This window comes from Micromonospora sp. GCM10011541 (genome assembly GCF_042650725.1).
GTDB classification, from domain to species: Bacteria; Actinomycetota; Actinomycetes; order Mycobacteriales; family Micromonosporaceae; genus Micromonospora; species Micromonospora sicca.
This window is the reverse complement of sequence record NZ_JBHSBP010000006.1, coordinates 101599-118130: the sequence shown is the minus strand read 5'-3', so window position 1 is coordinate 118130 and position 16532 is coordinate 101599. Positions and strand designations below refer to the sequence as shown.

General features: G+C 72.7%; 16 protein-coding genes. 4 read left to right on the top strand and 12 right to left on the bottom strand.

What is annotated here, in order from left to right; genetic code table 11:
* Positions 1-35: 35 nt before the first annotated feature.
* Entirely contained in the window at positions 36-818 is a 783-nt protein-coding gene (locus tag ACFOYX_RS02475) for a methyltransferase domain-containing protein (RefSeq protein WP_322441428.1), read from the bottom strand.
* A gap of 53 nt (positions 819-871) precedes the next feature.
* On the opposite strand from ACFOYX_RS02475, the gene ACFOYX_RS02470 reads away from it, so the two are divergent.
* On the top strand, positions 872-1252 hold the full coding sequence (locus tag ACFOYX_RS02470) for a PPOX class F420-dependent oxidoreductase (RefSeq protein ID WP_322441429.1): 381 nt from the start codon (positions 872-874) through the stop codon (positions 1250-1252).
* A 91-nt stretch (positions 1253-1343) separates the two neighbouring features.
* Here ACFOYX_RS02470 and ACFOYX_RS02465 read toward each other — a convergent pair whose 3' ends face one another.
* Positions 1344-1553, bottom strand: coding sequence for a BldC family transcriptional regulator (locus tag ACFOYX_RS02465; protein WP_007073996.1), 210 nt, complete (start codon positions 1551-1553; stop codon positions 1344-1346).
* A 252-nt stretch (positions 1554-1805) separates the two neighbouring features.
* Positions 1806-2645, bottom strand: coding sequence for a hypothetical protein (locus ACFOYX_RS02460; protein ID WP_322441430.1), 840 nt, complete (start codon positions 2643-2645; stop codon positions 1806-1808).
* Positions 2646-2820: 175 nt separating this feature from the next.
* On the opposite strand from ACFOYX_RS02460, the gene ACFOYX_RS02455 reads away from it, so the two are divergent.
* Both ACFOYX_RS02455 and ACFOYX_RS02450 read left to right on the top strand, forming a co-directional pair.
* Entirely contained in the window at positions 2821-3903 is a 1083-nt protein-coding gene (locus ACFOYX_RS02455; protein ID WP_322441431.1) for a Glu/Leu/Phe/Val dehydrogenase dimerization domain-containing protein, read from the top strand.
* A 302-nt stretch (positions 3904-4205) separates the two neighbouring features.
* On the top strand, positions 4206-4421 hold the full coding sequence (locus ACFOYX_RS02450; protein ID WP_088996883.1) for a DUF3073 domain-containing protein: 216 nt from the start codon (positions 4206-4208) through the stop codon (positions 4419-4421).
* A 144-nt stretch (positions 4422-4565) separates the two neighbouring features.
* Here the strand turns inward: ACFOYX_RS02450 and amcA are convergent, their stop codons facing one another.
* The 5 genes from amcA to ACFOYX_RS02425 all read right to left on the bottom strand — a co-directional run bounded on the left by amcA (position 4566) and on the right by ACFOYX_RS02425 (position 9234).
* Entirely contained in the window at positions 4566-4802 is a 237-nt protein-coding gene (amcA, locus tag ACFOYX_RS02445) for a multiple cyclophane-containing RiPP AmcA (RefSeq protein ID WP_322441432.1), read from the bottom strand.
* A complete protein-coding gene (gene amcB, locus ACFOYX_RS02440) occupies positions 4771-5874 on the bottom strand; it encodes a cyclophane-forming radical SAM peptide maturase AmcB (protein ID WP_304598682.1) in 1104 nt (367 codons plus the stop codon). The genes amcA and amcB overlap by 32 nt, the downstream gene beginning before the upstream one ends.
* Before the next feature lie 124 nt (positions 5875-5998).
* A complete protein-coding gene (gene purM, locus ACFOYX_RS02435; RefSeq protein WP_322441433.1) occupies positions 5999-7153 on the bottom strand; it encodes a phosphoribosylformylglycinamidine cyclo-ligase in 1155 nt (384 codons plus the stop codon).
* A 63-nt stretch (positions 7154-7216) separates the two neighbouring features.
* Entirely contained in the window at positions 7217-8746 is a 1530-nt protein-coding gene (gene purF / locus ACFOYX_RS02430; protein WP_322441434.1) for an amidophosphoribosyltransferase, read from the bottom strand.
* Between the two features lie 164 nt (positions 8747-8910).
* The gene (locus tag ACFOYX_RS02425) at positions 8911-9234 is read right to left on the bottom strand and encodes a sterol carrier family protein (protein WP_377533774.1); all 324 of its coding nucleotides are present in this window, start codon (positions 9232-9234) and stop codon (positions 8911-8913) included.
* 188 nt (positions 9235-9422) lie between these two features.
* Between ACFOYX_RS02425 and ACFOYX_RS02420 the strand changes: the two genes are divergently transcribed.
* Entirely contained in the window at positions 9423-11444 is a 2022-nt protein-coding gene (locus ACFOYX_RS02420) for a carboxypeptidase regulatory-like domain-containing protein (protein WP_322441436.1), read from the top strand.
* A 312-nt stretch (positions 11445-11756) separates the two neighbouring features.
* Here ACFOYX_RS02420 and ACFOYX_RS02415 read toward each other — a convergent pair whose 3' ends face one another.
* The 4 genes from ACFOYX_RS02415 to purS all read right to left on the bottom strand — a co-directional run bounded on the left by ACFOYX_RS02415 (position 11757) and on the right by purS (position 16266).
* Complete coding sequence (locus ACFOYX_RS02415) at positions 11757-12506, bottom strand: 2-phosphosulfolactate phosphatase (RefSeq protein ID WP_322441504.1); 750 nt, start codon at positions 12504-12506, stop codon at positions 11757-11759.
* Between the two features lie 4 nt (positions 12507-12510).
* A complete protein-coding gene (gene purL, locus ACFOYX_RS02410; RefSeq protein WP_322441437.1) occupies positions 12511-15258 on the bottom strand; it encodes a phosphoribosylformylglycinamidine synthase subunit PurL in 2748 nt (915 codons plus the stop codon).
* 64 nt (positions 15259-15322) lie between these two features.
* Positions 15323-16006, bottom strand: a complete 684-nt coding sequence (gene purQ / locus ACFOYX_RS02405) for a phosphoribosylformylglycinamidine synthase subunit PurQ (RefSeq protein WP_322441438.1) — start codon at positions 16004-16006, stop codon at positions 15323-15325.
* Positions 16003-16266: a phosphoribosylformylglycinamidine synthase subunit PurS gene (purS, locus tag ACFOYX_RS02400; RefSeq protein ID WP_322441439.1), complete on the bottom strand. Its 264-nt coding sequence runs from the start codon at positions 16264-16266 to the stop codon at positions 16003-16005. The genes purQ and purS overlap by 4 nt, the downstream gene beginning before the upstream one ends.
* Between the last annotated feature and the right edge of the window lie 266 nt (positions 16267-16532).

The window sequence follows — 16532 nt, the reverse complement described above, 5'->3', positions numbered from 1 at the left end:
CGACGCCGGCCCCCGGGTACGCCCCGGGGGCCTCGTCACGCCCCGGCCAGTTCCAGGGTCGCCAGGTAGTAGGGCCGGTCGGCGTCGTCCACGTCGACCAGTCGCCACGGTGAGCCGTGGACCAGCTCGGCCAGTTCGTCGACCGAGCACACCAGATAGTCGAACCACTCGGTGCCCAGTTGCCGGTAGCGCAGCCGCAGCCGTAGCTGCCCGCCGAGCCGGCCGCGCCGCCGGTTGAGCGCGTGGTAGCCCGTGTGCACCGGGTCCCTGGTGCCGTACGGGTCGGTGCCGTGCGCGATGATCCGCGCGCCGGGCCGGGCCAGCGCGGCGAGCGCGGCGAGGAACCCGGGCGCCCGCTCCCGGCCCTCGATCAGGCCGAGGTTGTTGCCGAGCAGCAGGAAGGTGTCGTACCGACGGCCGTCCGCGACGTGCTCGTCCACGGTGCCGAGCACCAGGTCCCGTACGCCCCGGTGCCGGCACACCCGCAGCGCCCCCGCCGAGGTGTCCAGCCCGGTGACCGGCGTCCCCCGCTCCTGGAGGTGCAGCGCGATCCGGCCGCCGCCGACGCCGATGTCGAGGGTCCGGCCGCGAACCCGGTCCACCGCCCGGTGGTCGTGCGGCGGCCACGCCTGCGGCGGGTCCAGGTAGTGCGCGGCGGGCGCGCCGTTGACCAGCCCGTCGTCCCGCTCGATGATCTCGATGACCGGCCGGGGCAGGCGTCCACCGGCCAGCGGTCGGGGGCCGACGCCGGTGGCGACCGCGTACGCGTCGCGGATCATCTCGCCGAACACGTCGCCGATGGTCGGTTCCCCCGTCACGGCGCTCACGCTATCCGGGCCGGGATCGGTTGTCGCGGCCGTATCCTGGCCACGTGACCGACCTGGACCGTCTCGCGGCGGAGAAGTACATCCTGCTGACCACCTTCCGCAAGGACGGCCGGGCGGTGCCGACCCCGGTCTGGGCGGTCCGGGACGGCGACGCGCTGGCGGTCTGGACCGTGTCGGACTCCGGCAAGGTGAAGCGGATCCGGCGCGACGGCCGGGTGACGGTGGCCCCGTGCGACGTGCGCGGCAACCCGCACGGCGAGGCGGTGCCCGGGCACGCGACGATCTCCGACCTCGCCGGCACCCGCCGGGTACGCGACCTGCTGAAGCAGAAGTACCGCCTGCTCGGCCGGCTCAGCCTGCTCGGCAGCCGGCTGCGCCGGGGCGAGCGGGGCACGGTCGGACTGCGGATCACCCTGGACGAGTGACCCCCGGACGCGATTCAGGGGCGGCGGATCGTCGCTGTCGCGTACGTCCGGCCGCCCCTGAATCGGAACGCCTGATGAAACGTCCGGGTCGTCAGTCGCCCTGACGCTGCTGCGGGATCTGGCCCTGCAGCAGAGCCCTGACCTCCGACTCGCGGTAGCGGCGGTGGCCGCCCAGGGTCCGGATGGCGCTGAGCTTGCCAGCCTTGGCCCACCGGGTCACCGTCTTCGGGTCGACACGGAACATCGACGCCACCTCGGCCGGCGTGAGTAGCGGCTCTGGTTCGTGCGTTCGCGATGCCATCGGGTCACTCCTCCACGTGTATAGACATCGGCCGGGGTCCCGCCGGCCGACGCGTCTCCCATGGTCCGGCTAGTCCCCGATGTCCGACATGGGCCGAACGGCTGAAGGTCCCTAGACGGACGGATGAACCATGCCCGATTTTTACTACTTTTACACCGCAGAAAGTACCTTATTCGGACTCATGATCACGGTTCGTGATGCGCCAACTACGAGGTACTCTCAAGTTGAGAGCGCTTTCTGGGCGATTTGCGGTTAGTTGCACCGCTCCAGCAGCTGCACCGCGCGCCACCGGGCGACCAGCTTGTCGTACGCCGCCGAGGCCTCCTCCGCCTCGCCCCGGGACAGCCCGGCCAGGCCGTTCGCCACCAGCTCGGTGGAGTCGTCGGCCGTCAGCATCTCGTCCGGCAGCAGCTGCACCAGGCCGCCGTAGTCCAGCTCCACCACCGAGCGCGGGTGGAACTCCTCCAACCACCGGGCGGCCTCCTCGACCGCCTCGGTGATCGGCGCCTCGCCGACCGACTTGCGCAGCACCGACAGCGCCCGCGACGACCGGCGGCGGGCCTTGGAGATCTCGGTCCGGTAGCGCAGCGCCCGGCGGCCCGCGTCGGTCACCAGGTGGCGTTCCGCCGGCTCGAAGAGCACGAACCAGCGCAGCGGCACCCCCCAGGTGGCGATCTGCTCGTGCACCCGGGGCACCCCGTGCTCCAGCACCCGAGCCCCGCTGCGCCAGTCCTCCACCACCGCCTTGGCCTGCCCGGCCAGGATCGGCGGGACGAACGCGTCGGCCAGCACCGACGGCACCCCGTCCCGGGCGCTCAGCGCCGCCTCGGCCACCCGGATCCGCAGGTTCCACGGGCAGACCAGGAGGCTGTCGTCCGTCTCCAGGACGTACGCCTCGTCCGGCAGGTCGGGCAGCCGGGTCCAGCCCGCGCCGAGCGCCTCGATCACCGCCGTCCGCTGCCGGACCGGCCCCTCCAACGGGGCCACCGCACGACCCTCGTTGACGTACCGGCGCCAGAACGACTGGCGGTCCCGGTCGAAAGCGGTCAGCGGCTCGTACACGCGCAGATAAGAAGCGAAGAGCGACGGCACGCCGCGATCCTCCCACGAAGACGGAACCCGCACGCCGTCAGCGTGACGCGGACACGTGACGCGGGCGACGGTACGGCTTCGGCCGATATTAGGCTCAGCAGCACCGGCAGCATCCCGCCGGCGTGCCAGCAGGGTCCGCGCCCCACAAGGGCGCCCACCGTCACAGGAGTCAGCCATGGGCGTATTCGCCAGCACCGAAGACCCGGGATCGACCGGTCACGAACAGGTCGTGTTCTGCCAGGACAAGCAGTCCGGCCTGAAGGCGATCATCGGGATCTACTCCACCGCGCTGGGCCCCGCGCTCGGCGGCACCCGGTTCTACCCGTACGCCAGCGAGGACGACGCCCTCGCCGACGTGCTCGACCTGTCCCGCGGGATGGCCTACAAGAACGCCCTGGCCGGGCTGGACCTCGGTGGCGGCAAGGCGGTCATCTGGGGTGACCCGGAGCAGATCAAGAGCGAGGCGTTGCTGCGCGCGTACGGCCGCTTCGTGGAGTCGCTGGCCGGGCGCTACTACACCGCCTGCGACGTCGGCACCTACGTCGCCGACATGGACGTGATCGCCCGGGAGACGAGCTACGTCACCGGCCGCAGCGTCGAGCACGGCGGCGCGGGCGACTCCTCGATCCTCACCGCCTGGGGCGTCTTCCAGGGCATGCGGGCCGCCGCCGAGCACGTCTGGGGCACCCCCTCGCTCGCCGGCCGGCGGGTCGGCGTCGCCGGCCTGGGCAAGGTCGGCAAGTACCTCACCGGGCACCTGCTGGACGACGGCGCCGAGGTGGTGGCGACCGACGTCAACCCGAAGGCGCTGGAGTGGGTGCGCGCCACCCACCCGCAGGTCGCGCTGGTCGACGACGCCGCCGCGCTGGTCGCCGCCGACATCGACGTGTACGCCCCGTGCGCGCTGGGCGGCGCCCTCAACGACGACACCGTGCCGGCGCTGCGGGCGAAGGTGGTCGCCGGTGCGGCGAACAACCAGCTCGCCCACCCGGGCATCGAGAAGCTCCTCGCCGACCGGGGCGTCCTCTACGCCCCCGACTACGTGGTGAACGCCGGCGGCGTGATCCAGGTCGCCGACGAGATCGAGGGCTTCAACTTCGACCGGGCCAAGCTGCGGGCCACCCGGATCTACGACACCACCCGGGAGATCCTCCGGCTCGCCGACGACGAGGGCGTCCCGCCGGCGGTCGCCGCGGACCGGCTCGCCGAGCGGCGGATGGCAGAGGTCGGCCGGCTCCGCACGATCCACCTGCGTTGAATGTCACTCCGGGGGCGGGCGGTCCGTCCGCCCCCGGTCCAGCGCTCGGACGGCGGCGGCGTTAAGCTGGGAATTGGGGGGCTTCGTACCGGTTTGACCGCTGTCACGGGCGGTCCCGCAGTTCGGTCCTTACCGGGTACAATTTGTCACGGCCGGATCACTGCGACGCGCAGGGACGGTCGACGGTAACCCGAGGTGCCGAACGGTGGCATCCCCATGTACCGTAAGAGCCACGAGAGATGCCTGACGTCATCGGGGCCCGCCTTCGGGCTGCCCCGCATTCTGTGCGAGGGGGTCGAGCCATGGGGCGCGGCCGTGCTAAGGCCAAGCAGACGAAGGTGGCCCGGGAGTTGAAGTACCACTCCCCGAACACCGACCTCACCGCCTTGCAGCGCGAGTTGGCGGGTGCTGGTAAGTCTGAGCACAACTTCGACGACGACTACAAAGAGTATGTCGACGACGATGATGAGGATCACGCGGACGAGGACCCGGACACCTGGGTCCGTCCGACCCGCTGACCTCCGGACGCAGCTGAGCACGCGGTAACTCCCCGCGTGCTCACGCATGTGCCCATCCGAAGCGGCGCCACCGATGATCAGGGACCACGCGGGCCGGAGACGACTCCGGTCGACCAGCGGGTCCCTGATCTCGGACGCGTACCGTCAGCGGGGCCGGTTGTTCCAGTTGTAGAACGTCGGGATGTTCTCGAAGTGGTTCCACGCGCAGACCGCGCTGGCGCCATCGCCGCCCGTCACCTCCGCCCGCAGCCGACGCGCGGTTTCGGCCTCGTGGAGCAGTGCGGCCAGCCCCGGGGCGGCCTCCCGCACCCGGTCGCCGACCGGATCCGGGTCGGCTCCCCCGACGCCCTCAGGCTGCCGGCGACTCGTGGTCTCTGGCATGCTCCAACACTCCCTCCAGTAGGCGGATCTTGCTGTTGCGGCAGTGCTCGGTCTCCGTACCGTCAAAACGCCCCAGCTCGAAGTAGCGGTTGGCGGCGTGGCCGCCCCCGCAGAAACCGAAGTAGGGGCAGGACGACCGGCACGCCTCCACCCCGGCGAGGAACTCGCCCACCCAGGGCGTCCGGCCGGCGTCGGCCAGGATCTCGACCAACGGGGTGGCCAGCACGTTGCCGCTGGTGAAGTCGCCGTACCGGGGATCGGTGAAGCCGGCCAGCTCCGGCGAGAGCACCACCACCGAGCCGTCGTGGGCGACGGTCGGGATCGGGTCCAGGCTCCGGGGCAGCAGCTGGTCCGCCGTGCCGGCCAGGACCGCCCCGGCGTACCGCAGCGACCACTCCACCTCGCGCAGGTGGATCCGCGGATCCCGGCGCCAGGCGGCGACCAGCTCCGCCCAGAATGCGGTGACCGCGCCGGCGTCCCGGGCGTTCGTCCGCGTGTTGACCCCCTCGGTCTCCTCGATGTTGACGCCCAGCACGTCACAGCCGAGGTCGAGGAAGTAGTCGTACAGCTCGGTGGCCAGCCCCGGGTCGGGCCGGGAGACCACCGCGAGCGCCGAGAAGGGCAGCCCGTGCCGGCGCAGCGCCGCCACCCCGGCCACGATCCGGTCGTACGCCGGCCGGCCGCCCCGGGTGACCCGCTCGGCGTTGCGCTCCCGCGGCCCGTCCACGCTGACGCTCACCCGGATGCCGTGCTCGGCGAAGAACGCGCACCAGGCGTCGTCGATCAGCGTGGCGTTCGTCTGGACGTGGTGCTCCACCTCCGGGCCGAACGGCGCCAGCAGCGCCGCCAGGTGCTCCCGGCCGGCCGCGAGCGGCTCCCCGCCGTGCCAGACGACGGAGAAGCGATCCGCGGCTGCCCACGGGTTGACCGACGCCGCCACCGCCTCGGCGACGGCCACTGGCATCCGCTGGTCCGCCGCCCGCATCGGCAGGTAGCAGTAGGCGCAGTCGAGGTTGCAGAGAGTGGTCGGCTGCATCACGACGTACGACGGCACGGCAGCGATGCCGCGCATGCCGGTGCTCCCCCGTGTAGCCATCAACCCTCCTCCGCCCCGCCTGAGGTGCCCTTCAGGCTAGGCGGCGGTGGCCACTCGGGTGAACCCCCGATCAGGTGGCCGGATGATCACCCCAGCGTGGTCAGCCCCGGGTGTGCTGCCCGATCATCTGCACGTTGCCCGAGCCCTCGATGATCTCGCCGGCCTGCCAGGCGTCCACGCCCCGGCCGGTCAGGGTGGCCAGCGCGCGGTCGGCGTCCTCCGCCGAGACGATCGCGAACATGCCGACGCCCATGTTGAACGTCGCCTCCATCTCCGGGTCCTCGATCCGGCCCTTGGACTGGATCAGGTCGAAGATCGGCTGCGGCTTCCAGGTGGAGCGGTTCACCACCGCGTCGACGTGCTCCGGCAGGACGCGGACCAGGTTGCCCGGGATGCCGCCGCCGGTGACGTGCGCGAGCACCCGCACCTCGGCCTCGGCGATCAGCTTGAGGCAGTCCTGCGCGTAGATCTTGGTCGGGGTGAGCAGTTCCTCGCCGAGGGTCCGCTGCCGGCCGAAGTCGTCGATCACCACGTCCAGCCGCATCCGGCCGGCGCCGAGCAGCACGTGCCGGACCAGGGAGTAGCCGTTGGAGTGCAGACCCGAGGAGCGCATCGCGATCACCACGTCACCCACCTCGACCCGCTCCGAGCTGAGGATCTCGCTCTCCTCGACCACACCGACGCCGGTGGCGGAGATGTCGTACTCGTCGGGGCGCAGCACGCCCGGGTGCTCGGCGGTCTCCCCGCCGAGCAGCGCGCAGCCCGCGTACCGGCAGCCGTCGGCGATACCGGCGCCGATCTCGGCGACCTTGTCCGGCACGACCTCGCCGGTGGCGATGTAGTCGAGCAGGAACAGCGGCTCGGCGCCGCAGGCCACCAGGTCGTCGACGACCATCGCGACCAGGTCGATGCCGACCGTGTCGTGGATGTCGAGCTGCTGGGCGATGACCAGCTTGGTGCCGACCCCGTCCGTGGAGGAGGCCAGGATCGGGTTCTTGTACTTCTTCGTGTCCAGCCGGAACAGGCCGGCGAAGCCGCCCAGGTCGCCCATGACCTCCGGGCGACGGGTCTGCTTGACCTTGGACTTCAGCAGCTCGACCGCACGGTCGCCCGCCTCGATCGACACCCCGGCGTCCGCGTACGAGACCGAGCGTTTGCGCGCGGCGCGGCCGGTGCCGGCCGTCCAGGGCTGGCGGTCGCCGCCGGCGCCCGTCGGGCTGCTTCCTGCGCCGCTGCGCTCGGACACGTGGGTCACGGTTCTCCCCTTTGTGGTTCTCGCGGACCCGGCCTTGGAGTGTCGGTCCCGCGTCGGGTGGTGCTATGGGCGGTGGATGGCAACGCCGCCCGAAGTGGCGACGAGCGCGGCGGTGGCGTCGGACGCCTCGGAGGCGACCCGGCGGCCGACCCCTTCGAGCACGTGCTTGCCGATCAGGTTCCCGGCGGGCAGCTCGATCGGGTACTCCCCGTCGAAGCACGCCCGGCAGAGCCGGGTCTTCGGCTGCTCGGTCGCGGCGATGAGGCCGGGGAGCGAGACGTAGCCCAGCGTGTCGGCGCCGATCGAACGCCGGATGCCCTCGTTGTCGAGTCCGTTGGCCAGCAACTCGGCGCGGGTGGCGAAGTCGATGCCGTAGAAGCACGGCCAGTTCACCGGCGGCGAGGAGATCCGGACGTGCACCTCCAGCGCACCGGCCTCACGCAGCATCCGGACGATGGCCCGCTGGGTGTTGCCGCGGACGATCGAGTCGTCCACCACCACCAGGCGCTTGCCCCGGACGTTCTCCCGCAGCGGGTTCAACTTGAGCCGGATGCCGAGCTGGCGCAGCGTCTGCGACGGCTGGATGAAGGTGCGCCCGACGTACGGGTTCTTCATCAGGCCGGCGCCGTAGGTGATGCCCGACTCCTCGGCGTACCCGATCGCGGCCGGCGTGCCGGACTCCGGCACCGGGATCACCAGGTCGGCCTCGACCGGGTGCTCCTTGGCCAGCTGGCGGCCGATCTGCACCCGCGCGGCGTGCACGTTGCGGCCGGCGATGGTGGCGTCCGGGCGGGCGATGTAGACGTACTCGAAGAGGCAGCCCTTGGGCTCCGGCGGGGCGAACCGGGTCGACCGCAGGCCGTCCTCGTCGATCGCGATCAGCTCACCCGGCTCGACCTCACGGACCACGCTGGCGCCGACGATGTCCAGCGCGGCGGTCTCGCTGGCCACCACCCAGCCGCGCTCCAGCCGGCCGAGCACCAGGGGCCGTACGCCGTGCGGGTCGCGGGCCGCGTAGAGCGTCGACTCGTCCATGAAGACGAAGCTGAACGCGCCGCGAAGCTGCGGCAGCACCTCCAGGGCGGCCGCCTCGACCGAGAGGTCCGGTCGACTGGCCAGCAGCATGGTGACCAGCGAGGTGTCGTTGGTCGCGCCGTCGGCGACGAGGCCGCGCTCGGCGACCTCGCGCTGGAGCTCCGCGGTGTTGACCAGGTTGCCGTTGTGGGCCAGCGCGATGGTCGTGCCGGAGCTGGTGGCGCGGATGGTCGGCTGGGCGTTCTCCCAGGTCGAGCCGCCGGTGGTGGAGTAGCGCGCGTGGCCGATCGCGAGGTGCCCGCGCAGGCTGGCCAGGGTCGGCTCGTCGAAGACCTGGGCCACCAGCCCGAGGTCCTTGTAGACCACCACGCCCGACCCGTCGCTCACCGCGATGCCGGCCGCCTCCTGGCCGCGGTGCTGGAGGGCGTAGAGCCCGAAATAGGTGAGGTTCGCGACCTCCTCGCCCGGCGCCCAGACGCCGAAGACGCCACAGGCGTCCTGGGGGCCGGGGCGCTGGGGGTCAAGGTCGTGGCTCAGCCGGCCATCGCCTCGGGGCACGTGCCGCTCCCTCATGGTGGTCTGGACTGGCCTGGGCGGAGTCGGGGGCAGCTCCGCACGGTCGGCCGGGACCGTCGTCGCCTGACAGTGTACGCGAATCGAAGTCGATACTGATAGTCACGATTCGCCTCCAGATCGTGACGGAAGATCGGGCGTCGGCGCAGCTAGAGGGGAAGATGCCCGGAAAGGTCCGCCCGGATACCGCTGGTGCGTACGCGACCCTCGGTGACCGCCTGCGACCATCCGAGACGGCCGGTGGCCAGCGCGAGCCAGGTGGCCGGGTCCATTTCCACCACATTCGGTGGCGTTCCGCGGGTGTGTCGCGGGCCGGCCACGCACTGGACGGCACCGTAGGGTGGGACACGCACCTCCACCGATCGGCCGGGGGCGCGCTCCGCGAGGACGGCCAAGAGGGTACGGACCGCCTCCCGGTACACCGGCCGTTCGGGCGTACGCCCCTCGTCCAGCGCCGTCAATGCCGCGACCACCGCGGCGGACTTAATGTGCGGAGAGGACACGACGGGACGATACGACCCGGGATCGACAGCCGCGAGACCGGCCCTGGGTCGCGCTTGTCCGGTCAGACAAGGCATAGTTGCCGACGGCGTATTCGTACCGTGATGATCCCCGGCCCGGCACCCGCCGGCCAGGGAAGTCAGACCGGAAGGCGGTGGACGTGTCAACACACCGACGTGCCTGGAAGCATCGGGCCGGTGTGGTCGTAGCGCTGGTTGCCGGCGCACTGCTCGCCGTCCCCGCCACACCAGCCTCCGCTGCCAAGATCACATCCTCCTCCGGCGACTCGGTCACCATTGAGGCAGGCAAGGGCGGCGGCTCGGTGACTGTGGAGGTCACCCCGGACGCCGCCGAGACGTCCGCCAGCATCAATGTCACTGGTCTTCCGGACGGCGTCGCCTGCGGCGGCTGTGGAGATGTCCAGTTCAACGGGGCGCTCGGCACGTCGAAGCCGAAGCAGGTGACCTTGACCCTGACGGCGGCCGCCAACGCGCCGGCGGCCAACGGGACTCGGGCGACGATCCGGGTCGAGGGCATCGCCGGCTCGGACTCCCGTCCCCTCAGCGTGACCGTGAAGGCGACTGCCCCGCCTCCGCCGCCGCAGGCGGAGACCGTCAAGTCGATCTCCGGCAAGGTGGTCATCAGCGCCAACGGCGATCCGGTGCCGAACGCCACGGTGATGATCGTCGACTCGCAGCAGCACCGCTACACCACCGCCAGCGACAGCAGCGGCAACTACCGCTTCACCGGCTCGACCAGCAACCCGATCACGCCGGGTCGGATCGAGCTCGGCGCCATCAAGGGCGAGGACAAGGGCACCAAGACGGTCAACGCGAGCGCCGGGCAGAGCGTGACGGGCCAGCGGATCGCCCTGCCGATCAAGGTCGAGGTGAGCCCGAGCGCCACCCCCTCGGCGAGCGAGGAGGCCGCGCCGACGGACGAGGCGACGGACGCCGCCACCGACGAGCCCGCCAGCGAGGCTCCCGTCGGCCAGCAGCAGGCCGCCGCCGACGAGGGTTCCGGCGCCTCCTGGCTGCTGATCGTGCTCGGCGGTCTCTTCGTGGCGGTGGGCGTCGGCACCATCGTGCTGCTCTACATGCGGCGCAAGAACGAGGGCGACGACGGCGACGGGGACGGCCCCGGCGGCCCGGGTCCCGTCGCCGGCGCCGGTGCGGTGCCGGGCGCCCGGGGCGGCTACCGGGGCGCCGACGACCAGACCCGGGTGGTGAACGGGATGGGCGCCGGCCCGTCCGCGACCATGGTCGGCGGCACCTCGCTCAGCGACGCGCCGACGATGATGCACCGACCGGTCGTCGACGACGTCCCGCCGGATCCGTACGGTGCTCCGCCGCCCTCGTACGGCCCGGGTGGGCAGCCCGGCTGGGCCGGCAACGGCTACGGCGACGAGGCGCCCGGTCAGGGCGGCTACGGCGCTGCCAACGGCTACGGCAACGCCCCCTCCTCGGGTGGCGGCTACGGCAACTCGCCGTCCTCCGGGGGCGGCTACGGCAGCCGGGACTACGGCGCCGGGGCGGCCGGCTACCCGCCGGCCCCGGCCGGCGGTGGTTACGGTGAGCCGGCCCAGGGCGGCGGCTACGGCGAGCGGTACGACGAGCCGACCGGGCGCTACGCCGGTGACGGCACGCAGTCGTACGCCCCGCCGGCCGACCCGTACCCGACCAGCACCTACCAGCCGCCGGCGGACCAGGGGCGGGGTTACGGCCAGCCGGACCCCGGCCAGTACGGTCGCGGGCCCGAGCCGACCAACGGCTACGGCGCCGGCGCCGGATACGGCGCCCCGGGCGGCGGCTACGACGGCGGTCCGGCCGGCGGCTACGACAACGCGCCCGCCGGCAACGGCTACGACAACGCGCCCGCCGGCAACGGCTACGACAACGCGCCCGCCGGCAACGGCTACGGCAACCCGCCGGCCGGCGGCGGCTACGACAACGGCCAGCAGGGCTACGACCAGCGCGGCGGCTACGGCGGCGACGGATACGGCCAGCCCCAGCAGGGCGGGTACGGCCAGCAGGGCGGCTACGGCCAGGAGCAGCCGCCGCCGCAGCGCAGCGGTGGCTACGATCAGGGCGGCTACTACGCTGACCCGGCGCAGGCCGGTCGGGGTCGCCCGGACGCCCCGCCGGAGCGCGGTGGCCGCCGGCTGGACTGGCTCGACGACTGACCGGTCGGGGGCGTGACCGCCCCGAGGATCTCGACAGTGGCCGTCCGGGACTTCCCGGGCGGCCACCGCCGTGACGGGGGGTGGCCTCGGTCGTCACGGGTTGATTGGCGTGATCGCGGGCAGTCCGCGGAAGCGCGGGCGGTGGTGCCTGCCGGCCGCCACGCAGCTGATGTCGTAGGTGAATCGCGGGTCCGAATCATTCACGTCATCAGGTTCGTAGCGTCCCGTCACCCACAGATCCGGAGAAGGACGGCAGGTCGGGCGCGGGCCGGGGGCGAAAGAGCACGCGGCGAGGGGCGGGGCGGGGCCGGGTCAGGCGGCGGAGAAGAAGCCCTGCCGCAGCACCGGCACCACGTCCGAGGCGTCGACCTGGACGGCGACCTCCACGTCGGCGGCGAAGCCGTCCTCGACGAGCTCCCGGCCGGAGACGCAACCCCGGACCGCCGCCGGCACGTCCGGGGTGCTGGCCAGCGCGGCCAGCGCCATCGCCGCCTCCACCGAGAGCCCACCCGGCACGCCGACGAGGGCGTCCAGCACGCTCGCCGCCCCGAGGTGGTCCTCGACGGAGGAGCGCAGCGAGCCGTCCGGCCAGCGTTCGCCGGCCGCGACCACGCCGACGGGGGCGTCGATCGAGCCGTACCCCTCGGCGCGCAGCCATCGCCCGACGGCGCGCGCGTTGCGCAGGCACGCCGCGACCACCGGCAGGCCGGTGGCGCTGGCGGCGGCGCTGATCGCCGAGCCGTTCGGTGAGGGCAGCACCAGGTCGCTGACGACCGGCGCGGTACGCAGCGCGGCCGGGGACAGCGACCACGGATGCTCCGGGGTCATCCGGCGGCGGCCGACGGCCGCGACGGCGCCGACCCGGCGGGCGTACTCGGCCGCCTGCTCCCCCCAGGGGAACGGGTGCACCCGCATGCCGCGGCCGACCGCCACCTCCACGGCGGTGGTGAACGAGAGCACGTCCACCACCACCAGGGCGGCACACACCCGGCCGAGTTCGGCCGCCCCGGTCAGCCCCCAGTCGAACCGGGCGCCGGAACCGGGCTGCGTGTAGACGGTCAACGCGTCAGCGCTGATCGGGCGCGGCGGGCTGGTCCGGGTCACCGGAGGAAGCCGCCGCGGACCCTTCCGGGCCGGCCGGCTCGGTCGCGCCGGAACCGCCGTCGGTCGTCTCGTCGGCGGCACCCTCGCTCACCGCCGCAACGTCGTCGGTAACCTCGGCCTGGGGCGCGATGGCCTCCGCGGGCCGGCCGTCGGCGGACCCATCCTCGGTCGCGGCGGCCGCCACGTCCACCGGCTGCTCGGCGGTGGCCGGGAGGACGGTGGTCGTCCCGGTCCGGGCCGCCTCCACCTGGGCCGCCTCCTGGCCGCCGAAGAGCCGGGGCAGGGTCTCGGTGTGCGCCGCGCGCAGCTCGTCAAGGCCGATCCGGAACTGACCGTGCACCTCGAGGGCGCCGCCGGCCGGGTCGGTGACCCCGATGAACTCCCACGGCACCTCGCGCTCGGCGCAGAGGGCGGTGAACGCCTTCTCGTGCCCGCGCGGCACCGACACCAGGACCCGCCCGGCGGACTCGCTGAACAGGTAGACGAACGGCATCGAACCGCCGGTGAAGTGCTCCGGCACCGCGATCCGGGCACCGACGCCCCGCCGCAGGCAGGACTCGACCAGGCTCTGGGCCAGACCCCCGTCGGAGAGGTCGTGGGCGGAGCTGAGGTGGCCCACCCGGGCCGCCTCGGCCAGCAGCTCGGCGAGCTGCCGCTCACGGCCCAGGTCGACCTGCGGCGGGATGCCACCCAGGTGCTCGTGGGTCACCCAGGCCCATTCCGAGCCGGAGAGCTCCACGTGCGTCTCCCCGAGCAGGAAGAGCTGGTCGTGGTCGCCGCCCGGCCGCGGCACGAAGCCCATCGGCACCCGGTCGGCGACGTTGTCCAGCACGCCCAGCACGCCGACCACGGGGGTCGGGTGGATGGCCGCCGCGCCGGTCTGGTTGTAGAAGCTGACGTTGCCGCCGGTCACCGGGATGCCCAGCTCCAGGCAGCCGTCCGCCAGGCCGCGGACGGCCTCGGCGAACTGCCACATCACGCCCGGGTCCTCCGGCGAGCCGAAGTTGAGGCAGTTCGTCACGGCGATCGGCTTCGCGCCGGTCACCGCCACGTTCCGGTACGCCTCGGCGAGCGCCAGCTTGGTGCCGTGGTACGGGTCGAGACGCGCGTACCGGCCGTTGCCGTCGACGGAGAGCGCGACGCCGAGGCCGGTCCGCTCGTCGATCCGGATCACGCCGGAGTCCTCCGGCTGGGCCAGCACGGTGTTGCCCAGCACGTACCGGTCGTACTGCTCGGTGACCCAGGTCTTGTCGGCCAGGTTCGGCGACGCGATCATGCGCAGCAGGGTCTCCCGCAGCGCGTCCGGGGTGTTCGGCCGGGGCAGCGTCTCCGCACGGTCGGCCTGGAGCAGGATCAGGTCGGCCGGCTCGCGCATCGGACGGGCGTAGACCGGGCCGTCGTCGACCAGGGAACCCGGCGGGACGTCGACCACGATCTGGTCACGCCAGGTGATCAGCAGCCGGCCGGGCTGGCCGTCCGGCGCCGGGGCGGTGACCTCGCCGATCGCGGTGGCGAGCACGCCCCACTTCTCGGCGGTCTTGAACACCGACTCCAGCTTGTCCGGGGCGACGACCAGCAGCATCCGCTCCTGCGACTCGCTGGCCAGGATCTCGTGCGGCTCCATCGAGGGCTCGCGCAGCGGCACCCGCTCCAGCCAGACCCGCATGCCGGTGCCGGCCGCTGCGGCGGTCTCGGTGAGCGCGCAGGTCAAGCCGGCGCCGCCGAGGTCCTGGATGCCGACGACCAGCTCGGCGTCGTACAGCTCGAGGCAGGCCTCGATCAGCAGCTTCTCGGTGAACGGGTCGCCCACCTGCACCGCCGGGCGGCGCTGCTCGCTGGCCTCGTCGAAGGTGGCGCTGGCCAGCACCGACACGCCGCCGATGCCGTCCCGGCCGGTCTTGGCGCCCATCAGCACCACGATGTTGCCCGGCCCGGCGGCGGCCTTGTTCTGCAGCCGGTCGACCGGGAGCACCCCGAGGCAGAGCGCGTTGAGCAGCGGGTTGCCCTGGTAGCTCGGGTCGAAGACGAGCTCGCCGCCGATGTTCGGCAGGCCGAGGCAGTTGCCGTAGCCGCCGACACCGGCGACCACGCCGGTCAGCACGCGGGCGGTGTCCGGGTGGTCGGCCGCGCCGAAGCGCAGCGGGTCCATCACCGCGACCGGGCGGGCGCCCATGGCGAGGATGTCCCGGACGATGCCGCCGACACCGGTGGCCGCGCCCTGGTACGGCTCGACGAAGCTCGGGTGGTTGTGCGACTCGACCTTGAAGGTCACGGCCAGCTCGTCGGAGACCCGGACCACGCCGGCGTTCTCCCCGATGCCGGCCAGCAGCCGGTCGCTCGGCGGGGCCTTCTCACCGAACTGGCGCAGGTGCACCTTGCTGGACTTGTAGGAGCAGTGCTCGCTCCACATGATCGAGTACATGGCCAGCTCGGCCTGGGTGGGCCGGCGGCCGAGGATGTGCCGGATCCGGTCGTACTCGTCGTCCCGGAGGCCCAGCTCGGCGTACGGCTGGAGCTCCTCGGGGGTGCCGGAGGCCCGGGGCACGGTGTCCACGCCGAGGGCCCAGTCGTCGGCCGGGGCCGGCTCGGCGGTGCGGCCGGCATCGACCGGGCCGGCCTGCGGCACCACGACGGCCGCTCGCGGCTCCGCCGGGGCGGCCGGGAAGGCGCCCGCTGTCTCCCGTACGGCCGGGTCCGGATGGGTGGTCATGACCTCTCCTCGCTGCGCTCGCCGGCGTACCGGCGGGTGAGCCGACCGATGGTCCCGCGCACGGTCACGCCGGCGCCCCCACCAGGTGCTTGAGCACCGAGGTGAAGAAGCCGAGACCGTCCAGGGAGGGGCCGGTGAGGGCCTCCACCGCGTGCTCGGGATGCGGCATGATGCCGACCACGTTGCCGGCGGAGTTGGTGATCGCGGCGATGTCGCGCTGCGAACCGTTGGGGTTGCCGCCGACGTAGCGGGCGACGACCCGACCCTCGGCCTCGAGCTGGTCCAGCGTCGCGGGGTCGGCGACGTAGCAGCCCTCGCCGTTCTTGACCGGGATCAGCACCTCCTGCCCGGGCTGGAACGCGTTGGTCCAGGCGGTGCCGGCGGACTCGATCCGCAGGATCTGGTCCCGGTTGCGGAAGTGCAGGTGCTGGTTGCGGGTGAGCGCGCCGGGGAGCAGGTGGGCCTCGCAGAGGATCTGGAAGCCGTTGCAGATGCCGAGCACCGGCAGGCCACCCCGGGCCGCGTCCACGATCGTCTCCATCACCGGGGCGAACCGGGCGATGGCGCCGCAGCGCAGGTAGTCACCGTAGGAGAAGCCGCCGGGGAGGACGACCGCGTCCACCCCGTGCAGCTCCGGGTCGCCGTGCCAGAGGCGGACCGGCTCGGCGCCGGCGATCCGGACGGCACGGGCCGCGTCCCCGTCGTCGAGCGAGCCGGGGAAGGTCACCACACCGACCCGGGCGGTCACTGGTGCGCGTCCACGGTCTCGTCGGCCTCGACCAGGCGGACGGTGAAGTCCTCGATGACCGGGTTGGCGAGCAGCTTGTCGGCGATCTCCCGGGCCCGGTCCAGGTCCGGTTCACCGGTGAACTCGATCTCGATCCGCCTGCCGATCCGGACCGAGGCGACGTCGCTGACGCCGAGCCGGGGCAGCGCGTTTGCGACGGCCTGGCCCTGGGGATCGAGGATCTCGGGCTTGAGCATGACGTCGACGACGACGCGAGGCACTGGGCACTCCTGACTGTGTACGCAGTTGGGTGCCGACCCACAACGGGCGAGCGCAGCCAGCCTACCTGGCAGATACCGTCCCGGCCGCACCGGCCGGGCGCAGTCCAGGCACTGATCAACATAACCGCCGGAGAGTGCGTCGACGCGCCGTCCGGTAGGCCGCGAAACCTGCCTGGAGCAGGCAATTCACAGCGCGACAGGTGGCCAAATTGTTACATCGGTGGTCGTCGCGCTACCGCATGTCAGCCGCCCGCAGGCGGCGGAGG

Excerpts from the sequence above, each read along its gene's own strand:
- ACFOYX_RS02465 (WP_007073996.1), bottom strand. The coding sequence starts at position 1,553 with ATGGCATCGCGAACGCACGAACCAGAGCCGCTACTCACGCCGGCCGAG.
- ACFOYX_RS02455 (WP_322441431.1), top strand. The coding sequence starts at position 2,821 with ATGGGCGTATTCGCCAGCACCGAAGACCCGGGATCGACCGGTCACGAA.
- ACFOYX_RS02450 (WP_088996883.1), top strand. The coding sequence starts at position 4,206 with ATGGGGCGCGGCCGTGCTAAGGCCAAGCAGACGAAGGTGGCCCGGGAG.
- amcA (WP_322441432.1), bottom strand. The coding sequence starts at position 4,802 with ATGCCAGAGACCACGAGTCGCCGGCAGCCTGAGGGCGTCGGGGGAGCC.
- amcB (WP_304598682.1), bottom strand. The coding sequence starts at position 5,874 with ATGCGCGGCATCGCTGCCGTGCCGTCGTACGTCGTGATGCAGCCGACC.
- purL (WP_322441437.1), bottom strand. The coding sequence starts at position 15,258 with ATGACCACCCATCCGGACCCGGCCGTACGGGAGACAGCGGGCGCCTTC.